Source organism: Vibrio chanodichtyis (genome assembly GCF_028863985.1).
Lineage (GTDB): Bacteria > Pseudomonadota > Gammaproteobacteria > Enterobacterales > Vibrionaceae > Vibrio > Vibrio chanodichtyis.
This window is the reverse complement of the sequence record NZ_JARBFT010000002.1, coordinates 262,792-281,349: the sequence shown is the minus strand read 5'-3', so window position 1 is coordinate 281,349 and position 18,558 is coordinate 262,792. Positions and strand designations below refer to the sequence as shown.

Genomic DNA, 18,558 nt, shown 5'->3' with positions numbered 1-18,558 from the left:
CTCATTTAATGGCTTAGCTCAATAAAATTTACTTAGCTTTACGCTATTTTCGAGCAATTGACCACATCATAGGTGACATTATGCACATCAAGCCACTCATTCAGGGCGTTGTGGCGCGCAGCGCTCATCCTTATGGCTGCGAGCAAGCCATCCTTAATCAAATCCAATACGTCAAACAGGCAAAGCCTATTCGCTCAGGCCCTAAACGTGTCTTGATCCTTGGCGCATCATCAGGTTTTGGCTTAGCCGCACGAATTGCGCTCACATTTGGTGGTGCACAGGCCGATACTATTGGCGTTTCTTTAGAGCGAGCTCCAAGCGAAAATCAAACCGGCAGTGCGGGTTACTACAACAATCACTTTTTTAAACAGCACGCTAAGCAAGCGGGGCGTATCGCCGTCAATCTGAGTGGTGATGTGTTTTCTACCGAAATGCGCGAACAAGTGATTGAGGCGATTGAAACCTACTTTGAAGGCGAAGTAGATTTGATCATCTACAGCATTGCCAGTGGCATGCGCCGCCAAACCAATGGTGAATATTGGCGTTCGGCCATCAAGCCGATTGGTGAGCCAGTCTCTGGTGCATCAATCATGCTCGATAGCGACACTTGGACAGAAACCTGCTTAGAGCCAGCCACTGAACAGGAAATCGAGGCCACGTTGCGCGTCATGGGCGGTGATGATTGGCAAAACTGGATTGATACGTTAATTAACGCTGAGTCACTGGCTGAAGGGTGTAAAACCATTGCATTTTCTTATGTTGGCCCACCCGCCACGCATCCGATTTACCTCGATGGTACTTTAGGTCGGGCTAAAATCGATCTTCATCAAACCAGCCATGCGCTTAACCTCAAACTGGCTAATTTTAATGGCGCAGCCTATGCCGTGGTGTGTAAAGCACTGGTCACCAAAGCCAGCGTTTTTATTCCCGGCTTAAGCCCCTATTTGATCGCGCTCTATCAAGTGATGAAAAATAAAGGTACCCATGAAGGCTGCATTGAACAGATGCAGCGCTTATTGAGCGAGAAATTGTATGGCCGCAATCCGCCACCCGTCGACAGTGAACGCTTGATCCGCATGGATGATTGGGAGATGAACCCAGATACTCAAGCACAAGTCGCCGCCTGTTTAGCGCAACTCAACGCCAGCAATTTTCAACAATTGGGTGATTATACAGGGTTTAAACAAGAGTTTATGCAACTCAACGGCTTTGGCTTTACTGAGATTGATTACCAGCAACCGGTTAATCTCAGTGCCTTTATTAACCAAAACGACCCGAATTTACTTTGAATATGCGCTGCGTTGGTGCCTCGATACTCACCGTGCTGATGCGCACCAACCGGTTAACCTACCGCAGGGCGCATCATTGCTTTACTCTTAGTTGGGCGCTACCTATAATCGCGCTCCTCTTTTTCTTTCCCTATGAGCGATAATCGAGATGGATCGACTAATTGCAACTCTGAAAAAACTTGAAAAGCAGAACTATCGTGCTTATCAGCAGATCAAAGGCCAGTATGACTTTACTGACTTTACGCTATTCATCGATCATGTTCAGTCTGATCCATACGCTTCCGCCTCTCGCCTGCGCGCCACCCGTGCTTGGTCATTGACCGGTTTAGAATGGCTTAAAGAAAAATCACCCACTTATCAAATGGCTGCGCGTGATTTTATTGCACGCGCCTTTGCAGAATTTGCCAAACAAGACAACAGTTTATCCATTGCATTCAGCGGTCAAACCGTACTTGATAGCACTGCCGTACTGTTTAACGAACAGGGTATTGAACTGCGCTTTCGCATGAGTCTGCCTGCCGAAGGGCGTGATATTCTGGCCAAGAAGGCCCTCAATATTCTCACTTTCCATCTGCCAAAATACATCCGCCGCGCCACATTAGAACGTGAATTGGATAAAGCCGCACTGCTGCATCACTGCGCCGTGGTAGAAGATCAGCAAGCGATGCGCGCCCAACTTGACGATCTTGGCTTGGTCGCTTTTGTCGCCAATGGCAGTATTCTGCCTCGTTTAGCCGGTAACTGTGATTTGCCGATGAAAGAAGCGGTACCGTTTCAAACTCCAGCATCATTGCAAGTCACCCTTAGTACACCCAACCAAGGTGAATTAACTGGCATGGGTATCCCACAAGGCATCACTTTGATTGTTGGTGGTGGCTTCCACGGTAAATCGACCTTACTCACTGCGCTAGAACGTTCGGTGTACAACCATATTCCGGGCGATGGCCGTGAGCGGATGGTGACGGATGGCAAAGCAATGAAAATTCGCGCCGAAGAAGGGCGCTGTGTACACAATCTCAATTTGTCGAACTACATTAACCATTTACCGATGGCGAAAGATACGACCGATTTCAGCACTCAAGATGCTTCAGGCTCAACTTCACAATCCGCGTGGTTACAAGAATCGATTGAAGCGGGCGCGACCACCTTAATGATCGATGAAGACACCTCGGCGACCAACTTTATGATCCGTGATGAGCGGATGCAGGCACTGGTCAGTAAAGGTGCAGAGCCAATCACACCACTGGTGGATCGCATTGGTCAATTGCGTGACGATTTAGGTATTTCTACCTTAGTGGTGATGGGAGGATCCGGTGACTATCTGGATGTGGCAGATACCGTGATCCAGATGCACGATTATCAACCGGTTGATGTGACAGCCAAAGCGCGTGAAGTGATCGCTCAACATCCGACGCTACGTCGTAACGAATGTGAAACCCCACTTGCCACCTTTGCTCCACGCGCGTTAAATTGCGCCACGTTGCAAAAACTGCTGCTAGAAGGTAAGTTCCGCGTTTCAGCCAAAGGGTTAGATGCACTACGTTTTGGTAAAGAATTCACCGATATTTCTGCGCTTGAACAGTTGCAAAGCTCCAGCGAAGTGAATGCGATGGGTTGGCTATGGTTCCAACTGGCGCAGTTACCAGGCTGGACAGAAAACCCAGCTCAAGCAATGAGCAAAATGCTGGAAGGCGACTGGCACCTTGCAATGCCTAATCATGGTGATTTAGCCAAACCGCGGATTTTAGATGCGATGGCGGCTCTCAACCGGATGCGCAAAGCGCAATTTAAAGCTTAAACAAACTAACAGGCCAAAAGGCTTGTGCTCTGCCATGTCAGCGCCCAAGCCTATCACTCACGACTCAAACATAACGCGCTCAATGGCTGGGTTATGTTTGAGTAATATTTGGCTAGTCATGGGTAGATGAATCGGTATTTATGAATATTCATTCCTAAGAATATTCCACGCTTCACACAAGATGCGAAATCGCTCAGCACTGCCGTTGTCTCGATCAGGGTGCCAGCGCAAAGCCAGCCGTCGCCACGTTTTACGGATCTCTAGCGCACTCGCCGCTTCGCTCAGTTCAAACAGACGCAAGGCTTGGCTGCGAGTCAATGTTTTACCATTATCGCTGCCCACCGAGTGCCGATAACGCGTCCAGAATTCATTCAGCAAGCGTTTCACTTCCCCTTCATCCGCTTCATAGTTGACCCATTGGGTGTAGTAATCACGCAGCGGATCATGCATATCAATCGACTGAAATTGACGGCCCATCATCGGTGCTAACACAATATCCATCGCTTCCACTTGCAGCCACTTTTGGGGATGCAGCGTTTCTTGTAGCTGAAACAGCGCATTCATGATCAAAAAATTGCGCTTAAACAGATCTTTTTCTGGTTGGGGATCAAGCACTGGCATCATGCCTAACCCACTTAAATGCGCCGCTAAAGTGTGAACTTTCCAGCCTGAGGGTTTATGTTTCAACACATCAAAAATCGGCCATACCAGCGGATTTTCCATATACGTTTGAAATGTTGTAGCCAGTTGATGACACTCTGCCATGAGGCTCCTATTGCGACCCGAGACCATAATTGGCCAACAATCTAACCGATTTATGAGATCGGTGAAAATACAAATAGTGAATCTGTGAAGCCCACTCCGTGGTGGATGATTGGTCTTGCATGCAAGTACCAAGGGCGCTTTGGCGGCGAGATGATCCGTTTATTTGACAGAAACACTCAGAAATAGGAGCACTCGCTTGAGGGGCTAGCGAGAAGATGGCATCGCGACTTTGAATGGCGGAGATTGCCTATCACTTAACCATTGCACTAACTGCTGTAAATGCGCTAACACGATGACTTGCTGGCAACGACTACGATTTTGAGGATTTAACGGGCTAAGCTGAAAAGTGATCACCCCTGCATTAATCCCCGCCGCCACCCCTTTGGCGGTATCGTCAATATAGATGCACTCTTCAAGCGTAAACCCCATATTCATCGCACAATAACGGATCAAATCCGGCTCAGGCTTCCAGCTATTAGCATCAAAAGCAGAGAAAATTCGCCCCTTAAAATAGCGCTCTAAGCCAGCTAAACTCAGAGTCAGGGCAATTTTTTCTCGCGGCGCATTGGATACCGCACAAAATTCAATCTGATGATGCTGTAGATAATCAAGCAATTCTTGAGCACCAGACATCGGTACTAATTGGCGTTGAAACATCGCCGCTACTACTGCTCGGTAACGCTGCTCAAGCAGGTCAATATCGGCCGAGATGTGGGCAAATTGGCAAGTGCTATGCAGAACATCAGCAATTTTACCCCCAGCGAAGTGTTCAACCACTTGTGAATAACTTAAGACAACACCAAGTTCACCAAACACCTGCACTAACGCCTCACAGCACAAACGTTCGCTATCAACTAAGGTACCTTCGCAGTCAAAAATTACGCATTTCACTCTGGATGCTGTCATCACGTCTCCTTTATTCTCTTGGCAGTGTATCTCTCACTGCCACGCGAAAAAGGTGCGAGTTAACAGAATCACAGAAATCGGAGCATTGGCTTACGTAACTTCAACCAACATCACTTTTTTCGGATGAAAACCGTCAATCTAACTCAAGAAAGGGTACCGCGCTGCTAGCGGTCAGCGTTTTCCACTTAGCGTACAATGCCTGAGCAAACACTGCAGGATCAACAAAAGGCGTATTGGCTTTCACTACCAGATCCGACAACAGCACCGTACCTTGGTGCTCGGTAACCATGCCTGCCGCGACAGGCTCACCCAAATGAAATCCAACAAACAGCTGACAAGGTGGGGCATAGATGATTTGCGTGAAAAATTCGACTAACAGCGACTGTTGCTGTGGATCGGTACAGCGCGTCGCCTGTAACAAAGCAAACCAAACGGTTAAGCGATGGAAATCAACCAGATAAATTTCTTGTTGTAACGACTCATCACTGGCTTGTACTGGCAACGGTATCACGTGCGTGTTTTGGCTCAAAGCCTGGTAAATATCGCGCCCTTGTAAACTTTCGGTGGTTGGAAATTCAACATCGACTTGACTGAGTAACCACTGATTTTTGATCGCAACCACAGGTGAGGAGGAATGATTCATAGCGGGCTTCTTCTTGGTTGGTGACGCAACATGCTTAATGACGGTTGCATTAGAGGCAGCATACTCATCCCACCCCGCTGCGACAAGCTTTAATCCCTTGTAAGCTAGCATTGAGAGGTGAATGATCTCACCAGATGCTCACTGTGGCTGCATTGCGAGCAGAAAATCCGTATTATATCGCCACGAAAACGGTACGCAGCAGCATATGATGCTTAGCGCAATCGGCGCGATCTTGCCAATTTGTTGCGCTGACCTTGTGAGTATGGTGAGCGAACACTCGCCAGTGCCATTTTGCGAGCCATGTTTAGCCTAATCAGGAGTTAAAATGAAAAAATGCCTAGCTACGATGTTTATCATCGCCCTACTCGCCGGCTGTTCTGACAATGAAGTGGGAGACGTATCGCTTGGAATTTTCACACTCAAAGATGTGAAAATTGAAAATTTAAGTGATGATATTGTCACGGGCGTGACATGTCATATTGCGTCTATTGAAGCCAATTTGAGCCTATCCGATCCCAGTGACAGTTCGATCTCGTGCCGTCAAACCGGTGAAATCACCCCAGCCATGATTGCACAAATTAATAAGAGCAAATCCGGCGAAATCGTATTTAAAAAATCCAAAAGCATTTTCTTCAAATCGATGAAAGTAAGACGGATCTATGATGCGGATAATCAAACCCTGCTCTATTTGTCTTATACCACCAAAGAAACCGATGGCAGTTTCAAGCACAGTCTATCTACCGTGCCACTTTGGGGAACCGCCGCATATGTTCAACCGACCCCACCAGCAAATTAAGTAACTCCACTCTCCGAGTGACACTCTGTATCGATGTGGCCAGTGCCTCTGCACTGGCTTATTGCTCGGTGATACTCTCACTCAAGCATCCCTTACTACGGCCTTTTTCTCCCAATTTTGGCCAGATTTGTTCAACAGGGGCAATCACGCCCATCCCGTCAATCAAGTCCTCGGAGCTGATCAAGCTCACTTCTCGCGGTAATAAAATGAAAGTAATCCATCGAATTTGTGATATGATCCGCGAAAATTTTCAATCCGCACTTTCAAAATGAAGTTTCCTGGCCAGCGCAAATCTAAGCACTACTTTCCAACTCACGCCCGAGATCCACTTATCAACCAACTCCAGCCCGCTCCTAAACTGCATCGACCCACCATAGTCGGCGTAGGACAAACGATTGTCGATATCGAAGCGCGCGTCGATGACGAGTTCTTAGCTCGCTACGATCTCAGTAAAGGCCACTCACTGGTGCTTGAAGAGAGCAAAGCCGATGCGCTGTATAAGGAATTGGTTGAGCGCGGATTAATCACTCATCAGTATCCGGGTGATACCATAGGTAACACACTGCACAATTACTCGGTACTGGCCGATAGCAAATCGGTGTTGCTTGGCGTGATGTCAAAAAATATTGAAGTCGGCTCTTATGCTTATCGCTATCTGTGCCGTACATCATCACGAATGAATCTCAACCACTTACAAACGGTCGATGGTCCGATTGGACGCTGCTATACGCTGATTTCACGTGATGGGGAACGCACCTTTGCGATTAATGAAGGGCATATGAATCAACTACGCCCGGAAAATATTCCAACAGAAGTATTTGAGAAAGCCTCCGCTTTGGTAGTGTCATCCTATTTGATGCGTGGCAAGCCAGAAGACCCAATGCCACAAGCGGTACAACGCGCGATTGAAATTGCCAAAGCGCGCTCAATTCCGGTGGTTCTCACCCTTGGCACCAAATATGTGATCGAAGGTAAAGCCGAGTGGTGGCAAAACTATTTAAAAGAGCACATCACTGTGGTCGCCATGAATGAAGAAGAGGGTGCAGCACTCACCGGTGAAAGCGATCCACTACTGGCCGCAGATCAAGCCCTGCAATGGGTTGATTTAGTGTTGTGCACCGCAGGTCCTGATGGATTATATATGGCTGGCTATATTGAAGAGTCTGCCAAGCGTGAAACGGAACTGCCACTGCTCGCCGGTCATATTGCGCAATTTAATCAATATGAATTCAGCCGTGCGATGCGTAAACAAGATTGCCAACAACCCCTAAAAATATACTCTTTCATTGGTCCCTACTTAGGCGGCCCGCTGGAGATCAAAAACACCAATGGCGCTGGCGATGGCGCACTTTCAGCACTGCTGCATGATATGGCCGCCAATACCTATCACCAACGTAACGTGCCAAATTCAGCCAAGCATGAACTGCCCTATTTAACCTACTCATCACTTTCACAAGTGTGTAAATACGCCAACCGAGTCAGTTACGAAGTACTAACCCAGCACTCACCTCGCTTATCACGTGCCCTGCCTGAACGTGAAGATAGTTTAGAAGAAGCGTATTGGGACCGTTAATCGTTTAAGCGGATTGTCGTTAAAATGCCATAAGGCGACCTATTTGTGGTCGCCTTATTTTTTAGCTGCAGTAAAACTGTGCGCTGATCAAGTTATCGATAGCCACAATCACCACCGCTAAAAGGCCGCCAGCCTATAAGCAGGCAGCGCATGTTGTATAACCATCGCCAGATCCGACACAGCCTCACCTCGTGCCCCACTTAAACCAATAAGCTAGCCAATTTTGCCGCGCTTCGGGGAGACCAAATCTCTAGTATCACCACGGTGGCTATTGAGTCGCTCTATTAAAATAGATTTAAGCTCTCCTAAGTATAAGGCGATTCAAACGTTGCCGTAGAGATAAAACCTTATTGGTTTTTATCTGGTTATCTTTTTTCATTCACAGCTATCTCAACGTTGTCAATTTATACCAACAGTGCGTCGGGTTATTTCATGTCAAAAATTGGCCTACTGTTTACAGCTCCCCCACGTCCCGAATTAACCATAATGTTAAAATATTGAAAACCGGTATTTTCAAGTTGAACGGACAACAACAATTCTATTTTCTTTATCGCGAAGTAACTCTTCGTGCAGTATGTCTCAACCATCACAACGCAAAAACATTACACTTTTGTAAATATTAATTGCTTCAACGAACGCCACCATATGATTACAGTTGCACTTATTGATGACCATACGATTGTTCGTTCAGGCTTCGCTCAGTTACTCAATCTTGAGCAAGATATAATGGTACAAGGTGAATATGAGAGTGTAAAAGAAGCATTTCATGCCTTGATAGGCTCTCCTGTCGATGTGGCCATCATTGATATTTCAATGCCGGATGAAAATGGTCTGAATCTGCTAGAACGTTTGCATCAACATAACCCCAATTTCAAAGCTATCATCCTTAGTATTTATGATTCTGCTTCGTTCGTGAAAAAAGCTCTGGATGCAGGTGCACAAGGTTATCTTTCAAAACGTTGTGGCCCGAGTGAGCTGGTGAGTGCCATTCGCACCGTTGCCTCTGGCAGACGATATTTGTGCGCCGATGCTTTGGTCAATTTGAGTAATCCCGATATCAATAATGCGCTTGCCGACCTCACCAAGCGTGAAGTAGAAGTGTTTGATTTATTGATACAAGGCAAAGAGGTGAAAGAGATCGCGCAAACGCTGTTTCTTAGCCACAAAACCGTTCACGTTCATCGAGCCAACATTCTTAGCAAGTTAAACCTAACCAATAACGTTGATTTGATCCGCTTTGCTCTGCAGCACCATCTGCTCGCGGAAGGTTAACTATGCCGAAGCTGTTTCCACTAATTTTTGCTTTTGTTCTCTACAGTATTAGTCAATTTAGCCTATGGAACATCAGCCAATATTTGAGTCACAATCCACTACAAGCCTATCTGCTTTTTCCCACCGGCTTACGCTTGGTGGTCTATTTATTAGCACGCCCAACCCATACTTGGATTTGGTTACTGAGTGACATATTCTTGGCTGGCGCGATCTTGGTGTTGCTCCCAGAACAGTCCAGCCCTTTGATGCTGCTCATGCCTTGGGTGGTTTGGCTGGCCGCGGCCATTGCCCGCCAGCATTGGCAGAAATTAAACCTGTACTGGCAAAAGTTGCTGCTGATCGTTGCACTGGTGCTGCTGCACACCATTTTGGTTGGCCTGACTTTTACCTTGTTGGCGAAACCGCTACAAATGGGGGCGAATACGTTAATTGCCGTGAGCATCGCTTCGCTCACGGGAGGCATCGTGCTCACACCATTTTTGTATCTGGTGACCGACTACCTTCGTCACCAAACGTGGAATCCCCTCTCTCCGCAACTGATTCACCACGATGTGAAACTTAAGCCGAAAATGCTAGTGTGGAGCTTAGTGTTTTTCAGCTTAGGGCTGCTGGCTGAGCTGACGTTGCTTGAACAGATGAAACCCTTTGCCCTATTGATCATCTTGCTACCGACGATTTTTCTTGCTTATCGCTATGGTTGGCAAGGTGGCGTGTTGGCGAGCAGCTTAAACTGCATTCTGCTTGCAACTGCACGCCAGTTCAGTGGTTCATTCTCTTCGGATCAAGAGCTGCTGATTTTTATGTCGAGCCAAGCACTCGTGGGACTTGGGCTGGGTATCGCCATTAGCCGCCAGCACCAGCTTTCTTTATTGCTGCACAAAATGAACACCCGTTTAGCCAAAGAGTTACGTGAGAAGCAAGATCTCGCGCGCCAGCTCGTCTCAGTGGAAGAACAAATCCGTAAATCGGTTGCCCGTGAACTGCATGATGAGATCGGCCAAAACATTACCGCGATTCAAATTCAATCCATGCTCGCTGAACGTTTAGCCAGTAACAATCAAGCCAAGCAAGCAGCGTCCAGCGTGCAGTCGCTCGCCATGCGTATTCATCAATCCACTCGACAACTTTTAAAGCAGTTGCGACCGCACATTTTGGATGAACTCGGGTTAGAACATGCGATTCGTCAGCTCGTGCAAGAAATGCGGTTTGCCGAACAAGGTATTACGGTTCGTCTCAATATGGGGGTGAATCCACAAAAGCTGGACGATACCACGCGGGTGACTTTGTATCGAATTGTGCAGGAATTACTGAACAATATTTCCAAGCATGCCAAAGCGAACCACGTACACATTAGCCTGTTTCCGGGTAGTGAAATGGTGCTGGAAGTCAAAGACGATGGCATTGGTTTACCCCCCGACTGGCGTGTGCGCGGACAAGGCTTAAAAGGATTGAGCGAGCGAGTCTCGGCGCTGGGCGGCCAATTAATGATGACGTCGCCCAGTTTCCAAACTGGCACGCGAATAATTGTTAACTTACCCACAAAACCGTTAACAAATGCCTAAAAACTAGGAAAATTTCCTAGATGAATACAACTCCTTCCCATGTTTTTCCGACCTTACTTGATTAGGATAAAACTCAATAAGGACAAGCAATATGAAGATTGTACCCAAGGTACAACCCATAGGAACGATGGAAATCGATCAGGCTTACCGTCACTGGCGCATTCATTTGATGATTTCCATGTATGTGGGTTATGGCGTGTTCTACCTCACACGTAAAAGCTTCAATTTTGCGATGCCGCAAATGCTCAGTGAGTTAGGACTCGATTACTCAGATTTAGGCTTTCTCGGTACGCTGTTCTACCTCACTTACGGGGTGTCAAAATTTGTTTCGGGTTTGATGATTGACCGCTCCCGCTCTCGCTATTTCATGGGGCTGGGGTTGATAGCCACTGGCATCATCAACATGGCTTTTGGTTTAAGTTCGTCCTTGTTGGCTTTTACTTTGTTATGGACGGCGAATGCCTTTTTTCAAGGCTGGGGCTGGCCAGCGTGTGCCAAGGTGCTCACACACTGGTATTCACGTAGCGAACGGGGCTTTTGGTGGTCGATTTGGAATACTTGCCACAACTTAAGTAGCGCATTGATCCCCATCGTGATTGGTTTTATCAGCTTAACCTTTGGCTGGCGTTATGGGTTCTTGTTTGCGGGTGGGATTGCGATTTTTGTTGGGCTTTGGCTCTGTTATAGCATTCAAGAGAAGCCGACCGAAATGGGATTGCCTTCGGTCGGCGAATGGCGCGGTGATGCACTTGAACTGGAACACGAAAAAGAAGGCCAAGGACTCGCCTTCCGCGTTGCGGTTTATCGCTACGTACTGACTAATCGCTACATTTGGCTGTTGTGTGGATCTTACTTGCTGGTGTACGTGGTCAGAATTGCCATTAACGACTGGGGATCGCTCTATCTGGTTGAGCGGCACGCTTACAACATTCTCAGTGCCAATACCGCAGTAGCAATGTTTGAAGTGGGCGGATTTTTGGGCTCATTGCTTGGTGGCTGGGGTTCCGACTATTACTTTCGCGGCAACCGCGCCCCGATGAATTTGATTTTTGCATTAGGCATTTTTGCCACCGTTGCTGCCTTATGGCTGACACCTATCGATCATTTATGGTTTTTGGCTGGCTGTTTCTTCTGCATCGGATTTTTTGTCTTCGGCCCACAAATGATGATTGGTATGGCAGCCGCAGAATGCGCAAGGAAAGATTTGGCAGGCACAGCGACCGGATTTGTTGGGTTATTTAGCTATCTCGGTGCAGCTTTAGCCAGCTACCCCATGTCACTGGCTATTGAAGCATGGGACTGGGAAGGCTTCTTCTGCCTTATTACTGCGTCAGCAGCCGTGATCAGTTTACAACTGCTGCCCTTTATAAAAGCTCAGCAACCGGTGACGGAAGATGAGTGATAAACATAACCAATCTTTACCATCCAATAACGTAATTGTGCTCCACTTTATGACCTGACGCAGTACCGAGCTGACAAGGACACAAGGGAGCATCAACAAGAGGGAAAACCCAATGATTGTTAATGCAAAACGCACGCTGCTGGCACTGAGTGTTCTTGGTTCGATAATGACCGCGCCGCTGGTTCATGCTGAAGGCCGTTTGGTGGTTTACTGCAGTGCAACAAACGCTATGTGTGAGGCGAGCACCAAAGCTTTTGCCGATAAATACAATGTGAAGACCTCCTTTGTACGCAACGGTTCAGGCAGTACACTCGCAAAAATTGATGCAGAGAAAAACAACCCACGAGCAGATGTTTGGTATGGCGGCACGCTTGACCCACAGTCACAAGCGGGTGAAATGGACTTACTCCAAGCTTACCAATCCCCAGAACTGGCCAACATCATGGAAGCATTCCGTGATCCAGCCAAACGCAAAGGTAACTACTCTTCTGCAGTTTACATGGGCATTTTGGGCTTTGGTGTGAACACCGAACGCTTAGCACAAAAAGGCATTCCTATTCCGCGTTGCTGGGCGGATTTGACCAAGCCGGAATATAAAGGCGAAATTCAAATCTCCGACCCACAAAGCTCTGGCACAGCTTATACTGCACTCGCAACCTTCATTCAGTTGTGGGATGAACCAACCGCATTTGACTACTTCAAAAAGCTCGACAAAAACGTTTCTCAGTACACTAAGTCTGGAGTGACACCGTCACGAAACTCTGCACGTGGTGAAGTGGCGATTGGTATTGGATTCCTGCATGACTACTCGCTAGAACAAGCCAAAGGTGCCCCACTCGAACTCATCTCTCCTTGTGAAGGCACTGGATACGAAATTGGTGGAGTCAGCATTATTAAAGGTGCACGCAACCTAGATAACGCCAAGCTGTTCGTTGACTGGGTATTGTCGAAAGAAGGCCAAGAAATGGCATGGAAACAAGGTGAGTCCTACCAAATCTTGACTAATACTCAAGCAGAACAATCACCCAATGCGCTTGACCCGAAAGCACTCAAGCTGATCAATTACGATATGGAAACCTACGGTTCTTCTGATGAGCGTAAGCGTTTGATCACCAAGTGGGTTAACGAGATCAAAATGGGTAACTAACCCGAAATCGTAGTCGCACCGCCACTCAGTGGCGGTATTTCTCCCCTGACACTTAGTTTGCTCACAGCTTGCGGGCTGGTTAAGTGCGACTCAATATTAAGGTCTTACCATGCATGAGCCTTCTCAAGCGCTGAAACTGACACTCCACCAGCCAGTCAAAACCGATCCGGTTTTTTACTGGCTGGCTGCGGTACTGTTTAGCTTTATTCTTCTGCCATCATTTGCTCTGGATTATGGGCTGTTTGAATCCACTCCAGATGAATTTTATGCCGCCATGGGTTGGAGTGAGCCAAACATTTCTTGGTTCTGGTTTGGCTTGCCTTTATTGCTTGTCTTTCGGCCTCGGCAAGCACAGGGGCGTCAGCACACGATTCGCCACTACCTCGACATTGCGTATTCTGGCTTCTGCATGTTGGCCATTTTGCTGAGTGCATGGCTAAGCAGTAAAGGGTTGGGTTATTCCAGTATCATTCTGTTCACTGCCCTTGGTGCTATTATGACGCTCGCCTTCGCCCGCTTGGAATACCTCGGTGGCGATCACTTTGTCATTGGCTCACTGATCAGCATCATTCTGCTGATTGTGATTTTTATTGTTTATCCGAGCATCGCCATTTTCCTGCCGATGTTTAAAGATGACATGGGCAACTGGACGGCATGGCAGTTCATGACGATCATGTCCCAGTCTCATACCCTCACCGTCATTTACAACTCAATTGCACTCGGTATTGCGGTAGGCGTTGGCGCAACCTTCTTCGGACTGATTTTTGCCATTTACACCACACGTATTGCTAAACGTTCCGCCTTTATCGCACGCGTGTTTTCCATTTTACCGATCGTGACACCGCCCTTTATTGTCGGGTTGGGTGTGACTTTAATGCTGGGTCGTTCGGGTTATATCACTGAGTTAATGGTCGATGGGTTTGGTTTACAGAAAACCAACTGGTTGTATGGCTTCACGGGCATTTGGCTCGCACAGGTGCTGGCGTTTACACCTATGTCATTCATGATTTTGGATGGCGCACTCAAGTCTCTGCATCCTTCGTTGGAAGAGGCTTCCTACACGCTCAAAGCCAACCGTTATCAAACCTTCTTTGGCATTATCATGCCGCTGCTTAAACCTGCGTTAGCCAACTCGTTTTTGATCATATTCGTGCAATCATTGGCAGATTTCAGTAACCCCTTGGTGCTGGGCGGCAGCTTTGATGTGCTCGCGACGCAAATCTATTTCTATATTGCAGGGGCGCAGTTGGATTACGCTTCAGCCAGCACACTCGGCTCGGTTCTGCTGCTGTTCTCACTCGCGATTTTTGTAGTGCAGTATCTGTGGATCGGGCAGCGCTCCTACGTCACCATTTCTGGCAAAGCCTACCGTGGCGATGTGCAAGAGATGCCTGCCTCACTGAAATTTGGCGTGACTGTGACTTTGTATGCGTGGATGATCTTTAACGTTCTGCTCTACGGCAGCATCTTCTTTGGCAGCTTTACGGTCAACTGGGGCGTCGATTACACCCTGACCTTCAAAAACTATCTCAATCTGTTTGGGAATGGCATGTCTGATGGCGCTTGGCCTTCACTGATCACCACCATGATTTATGCGGGTGTGGCGGCTCCGATTACTGCCCTGTTCGGCTTATTGATTGCTTATGTGGTAGTGAGACAGCAGTTCTACGGCAAAAAAGTGATCGAGTTTTCTACCATGCTCTGCTTTGCCGTACCCGGTACAGTGGCAGGGGTTTCCTACATCTTGGCGTTTAACGATGCGCCGATTTATTTAACTGGCACCGCCGCAATTGTGGTGATCTCGATGGTGATGCGAAACGTGCCTGTGGGGATCCGCTCTGGTATTGCAGGACTCGGGCAGCTCGATAAATCATTGGATGAAGCTTCACTTAGCTTACGTGCCAGCTCATTACAAACCATTCGCTACATCATTTTGCCACTGTTACGCCCCGCGATTCTATCCACGCTGGTGTACAGCTTTGTGCGGGCGATGACCACGGTCAGTGCCATCATCTTTCTGGTTACACCGGAAACCCGCGTTGCAACGTCCTACATTCTCAACCGAGTCGAAGATGGTGAGTACGGCATCGCTATTGCCTACGGTTCCGTGCTGATTGTCGTGATGTTAGCCATCATTTTGTTGTTCGATTTACTGGTCGGTGAAGCTCGCGTTTCTCGTTCCAAAGCCACCAATCAAGATTCTTAGGAGACATCACCGTGGAAAAACAAAACTTTGTTGTACTCAAAAACATCTGCAAACGCTTTGGTAGCAATACCGTGATTGGCAACTTGGATCTTGAGATCAAAAAAGGCAGCTTGGTTACGTTACTTGGCCCTTCCGGTTGCGGCAAAACCACCGTTTTGCGTTTGGTTGCCGGCTTAGAGAAACCGACCAGCGGGCAGATTTTCATTGATGGTGAAGATGTCACCGAACGTTCCATCCAACAACGCGATATCTGTATGGTATTTCAGTCTTACGCCCTATTCCCGCACATGTCTCTGTACGAAAACGTGGCTTATGGCTTAAAGATGCTCAAATTGCCGAGTGAAGAAGTGCATCAGCGAGTTGATGAAGCACTTAAAATTGTTGATCTCGAAGGAATGGGTGAACGTTATGTTGACCAGATTTCCGGCGGCCAGCAGCAACGTGTTGCCCTTGCCCGTGCTTTGGTACTCAAACCTAAAGTGCTGTTGTTTGATGAGCCGTTGAGTAACTTAGATGCCAACTTGCGCCGTAGCATGCGTGAAACGATTCGCGAACTGCAACAGCGCTTTGATATTACTTCGCTCTACGTGACGCACGATCAAGCAGAAGCCTTCGCGGTATCAGATACTGTTATCGTGATGAAACAGGGCGATATCATGCAAATTGGCACGCCACAAGAGTTGTATAAAGCGCCTAAGTCGATGTTTATGGCAAACTTTATGGGTGAAGCAAACATGTTCCAAGGCTATTTTGATGGGAAGCAGATCCATATTCATGGCTATGCGATTGATGCCGATCTAGAAGTAACGCGGGATAAGCCTATCGGCGAATACCAAATTGGCGTGCGACCAGAAGCCATTACCTTACATACGCAAGGCTGCGAAAACCAAGCCTGCCAAATCCTCAAATCCGCGTATATGGGTTCAATGTATGAAGTGACCGTAAAATGGCACGATCAAGAACTGCTGTTACAGCTCAATTCCGCGCAGTTTAATCACGCGTTAACTCAGCACGCTTATTTGGTATTTAACCCTCGCGGCTTATTTTTACTGCCGTTCGAAGAATAATATAGCTCTGACATTAGCCATCTTTCCCTTTTATTTTCAAAACAATCACCACCGCCCAAGGCGGTGGTTTAGGGATAACAATAAAAAACCCGCCGTAAAAACGGCGGGTTTATCAATCAATCACTAATGATTAAGCTTCGTCACGACGACGGCTTTGGCCATGGCCACGCTCGCCGCGGTAGCTACCGCTGCTTTCACCACTACGGTTACGTTCGAAACGACGCTCGCCTTCACGGAAAGGACGACCTTCACCGCTACGACCACGGCCGCCTTCGCGTCCACCTTCACGACCGCCACGGAAACCGCCTTCACGGTTGCCTTCTGGACGACGCGCGCCATCACGACGTGGAGCACCACCATCACGACGACCACCACGAGATTCGCGGAAATCATCGAAGTCACACACTACGGCACCAACTTCTTTTTGACGAATGCGCAGTTTGCGCAGTTTATTGGTCACATCGCTCGACATTGATTTTGGCAACTGAACGAAAGTATGACCTTGCGCCAGTTTGATCGCGCCGATCGAACCTTTAGTCAGACCCAGCTCGTTCGCCAATGCGCCAACGATATCTTTCACTTGTACGCCTTGGTCACGGCCAACTTGCAGTTGATAAGTGTTCCAATCGTGGTTCTCTTGATCACGGCCACCAAACTCACGGCGCGCTGGACGATCACCATCACGACGGTCATCACGACGCTCACGACGACGTGATTTTTCACGCTCCATCGCTTCGATCATTGGGTCTGCACCAACGTAGAACAGTGGACGTTTACCTTGCTGACGCTTAAGCAGGATCGCCGCCAGTGTGGTTGAATCGATTTCCAGAGAAGCTTGCAGCTTTTCAATCAAATCGGTAAAGCGCTCTAGTGAGCTGTGTTCTTTATCTTCAGCCAGTTCAAGACCCAGCTTATTCAGACGAGACTCAGCTACTTTATCGCGATGCGGCAGTTGAATTTCTTCCATTGAAGAACGAGTTACACGCTCAATGGTACGCAGCATGCGAATTTGGTTAGTACGCACTAACAGGATCGCTTTACCTTTACGTCCAGCACGACCAGTACGGCCGATACGGTGGATGTAAGATTCCACATCAAACGGAATGTCGTAGTTAAATACGTGAGTGATACGTGGAACATCAAGGCCACGAGCCACAACGTCAGTCGCGACCAGAATATCAATCACACCTTGTTTGATATGATCAACAGTGCGCTCACGCAGTGATTGAGGAATATCACCGTGCAGAGCCGCCGCTTTAAAGCCACGGGCACACAACCAATCCGCTAGGCGCTCGGTATCTTGACGAGTACGCACGAATACGATTGAAGCATCGGTTTCTTCGGTTTCCAGCAGACGCGCCATCGCTTCGTCTTTTTCAACACCTTTTACTACCCAGTATTGCTGCTCAACTTTTGCAACAGTTTGGTTAGAACCCGCTACGTCGATGCTCTCTGGGTTACGTAGGTAACGTTCAACGATGTCTTTTACCATTGGTGGCATAGTCGCAGAGAACAACACACGTTGTGCTGATTCAGGCGCTTGCTCCATGATCCAAGTTACGTCATCCACGAAGCCCATTTTGAGCATTTCGTCTGCTTCATCAAGGATGAAGGTATGACATTCGTCAAGGTGTAGACGATCACGTGTGATCAGATCTTTTACACGACCAGGAGTACCAACCACAATGTGCGCACCTGATTTCAGTGCGCGCATTTGATCAAGAATTGAAGCACCACCGTAGATCTCAAGAACTTTAAGACCTTTGATGTTTTTGCCAAGGTTTTTGACTTCTGCTGCAACTTGGATCGCCAGTTCACGAGTTGGAGCCATAACGATAGCTTGTGGCTTGTATTGTGACAGATCAAGTTTGTTGAGCAGAGGCAAAGAGAATGCCGCGGTTTTACCAGTACCGGTTTGCGCTTTACCTAGTGCATCACGGCCATCAAGCAGAAAAGGAATTGCAGCTGCTTGAATTGGCGTTGGTGATACGAAGCCCATTTCGTTTAGGGCAGAAAGGATGTCGCTGTTCAGTGCTAAATCACTGAATTGAATTGCAGTATCTTGCATGGGGATCCCACTAAATGAAGAAATAACCAAGGTCCCACGTGCTTTACCATTCCAACCAATCCAA

At 47.7% G+C, this 18,558-nt stretch carries 14 protein-coding genes; 10 read left to right on the top strand and 4 right to left on the bottom strand.

Annotated elements, in window-relative coordinates:
• The first annotated feature begins 80 nt into the window (after nucleotides 1–80).
• A complete protein-coding gene (gene fabV, locus PUN32_RS03290) occupies nucleotides 81–1,289 on the top strand; it encodes an enoyl-ACP reductase FabV (RefSeq protein ID WP_274721746.1) in 1,209 nt (402 codons plus the stop codon).
• 148 nt (nucleotides 1,290–1,437) lie between these two features.
• Nucleotides 1,438–3,087: an ABC-ATPase domain-containing protein gene (locus tag PUN32_RS03285; protein WP_274721745.1), complete on the top strand. Its 1,650-nt coding sequence runs from the start codon at nucleotides 1,438–1,440 to the stop codon at nucleotides 3,085–3,087.
• Between the two features lie 138 nt (nucleotides 3,088–3,225).
• On the opposite strand, the gene PUN32_RS03280 is transcribed toward PUN32_RS03285, so the two are convergent.
• The 3 genes from PUN32_RS03280 to PUN32_RS03270 form a co-directional block, all read right to left on the bottom strand.
• Nucleotides 3,226–3,852 carry a DNA-J related domain-containing protein gene (locus PUN32_RS03280; RefSeq protein ID WP_274721744.1) on the bottom strand — a complete coding sequence of 209 codons (627 nt, stop codon included), beginning with the start codon at nucleotides 3,850–3,852 and terminating at the stop codon, nucleotides 3,226–3,228.
• A 204-nt stretch (nucleotides 3,853–4,056) separates the two neighbouring features.
• Nucleotides 4,057–4,758 (bottom strand): HAD family hydrolase, encoded by a 702-nt coding sequence (locus PUN32_RS03275; protein ID WP_274721743.1) that lies wholly within the window; start codon nucleotides 4,756–4,758, stop codon nucleotides 4,057–4,059.
• A 133-nt stretch (nucleotides 4,759–4,891) separates the two neighbouring features.
• The gene (locus PUN32_RS03270; protein WP_274721742.1) at nucleotides 4,892–5,401 is read right to left on the bottom strand and encodes a hypothetical protein; all 510 of its coding nucleotides are present in this window, start codon (nucleotides 5,399–5,401) and stop codon (nucleotides 4,892–4,894) included.
• Nucleotides 5,402–5,726: 325 nt separating this feature from the next.
• On the opposite strand from PUN32_RS03270, the gene PUN32_RS03265 reads away from it, so the two are divergent.
• The 8 genes from PUN32_RS03265 (at nucleotide 5,727) to fbpC (ending at nucleotide 16,426) form a co-directional block, all read left to right on the top strand.
• Nucleotides 5,727–6,197, top strand: a complete 471-nt coding sequence (locus PUN32_RS03265) for a CreA family protein (protein ID WP_274721741.1) — start codon at nucleotides 5,727–5,729, stop codon at nucleotides 6,195–6,197.
• 268 nt (nucleotides 6,198–6,465) lie between these two features.
• Nucleotides 6,466–7,770: an inosine/guanosine kinase gene (locus PUN32_RS03260; RefSeq protein WP_274721740.1), complete on the top strand. Its 1,305-nt coding sequence runs from the start codon at nucleotides 6,466–6,468 to the stop codon at nucleotides 7,768–7,770.
• 645 nt (nucleotides 7,771–8,415) lie between these two features.
• Nucleotides 8,416–9,042, top strand: coding sequence for a response regulator transcription factor (locus PUN32_RS03255; protein ID WP_274721739.1), 627 nt, complete (start codon nucleotides 8,416–8,418; stop codon nucleotides 9,040–9,042).
• Between the two features lie 2 nt (nucleotides 9,043–9,044).
• Nucleotides 9,045–10,604 (top strand): signal transduction histidine-protein kinase/phosphatase UhpB, encoded by a 1,560-nt coding sequence (gene uhpB / locus PUN32_RS03250; RefSeq protein ID WP_274721738.1) that lies wholly within the window; start codon nucleotides 9,045–9,047, stop codon nucleotides 10,602–10,604.
• Nucleotides 10,605–10,695: 91 nt separating this feature from the next.
• Nucleotides 10,696–12,006 carry an MFS transporter family glucose-6-phosphate receptor UhpC gene (gene uhpC / locus PUN32_RS03245; RefSeq protein ID WP_274721737.1) on the top strand — a complete coding sequence of 437 codons (1,311 nt, stop codon included), beginning with the start codon at nucleotides 10,696–10,698 and terminating at the stop codon, nucleotides 12,004–12,006.
• Between the two features lie 112 nt (nucleotides 12,007–12,118).
• On the top strand, nucleotides 12,119–13,153 hold the full coding sequence (locus PUN32_RS03240) for an ABC transporter substrate-binding protein (RefSeq protein ID WP_274721736.1): 1,035 nt from the start codon (nucleotides 12,119–12,121) through the stop codon (nucleotides 13,151–13,153).
• Between the two features lie 109 nt (nucleotides 13,154–13,262).
• Nucleotides 13,263–15,359, top strand: a complete 2,097-nt coding sequence (locus PUN32_RS03235; RefSeq protein WP_274721735.1) for an ABC transporter permease — start codon at nucleotides 13,263–13,265, stop codon at nucleotides 15,357–15,359.
• An 11-nt stretch (nucleotides 15,360–15,370) separates the two neighbouring features.
• A complete protein-coding gene (gene fbpC / locus PUN32_RS03230; RefSeq protein WP_274721734.1) occupies nucleotides 15,371–16,426 on the top strand; it encodes a ferric ABC transporter ATP-binding protein in 1,056 nt (351 codons plus the stop codon).
• 130 nt (nucleotides 16,427–16,556) lie between these two features.
• On the opposite strand, the gene PUN32_RS03225 is transcribed toward fbpC, so the two are convergent.
• Nucleotides 16,557–18,494 carry a DEAD/DEAH box helicase gene (locus PUN32_RS03225; protein WP_274721733.1) on the bottom strand — a complete coding sequence of 646 codons (1,938 nt, stop codon included), beginning with the start codon at nucleotides 18,492–18,494 and terminating at the stop codon, nucleotides 16,557–16,559.
• Between the last annotated feature and the right edge of the window lie 64 nt (nucleotides 18,495–18,558).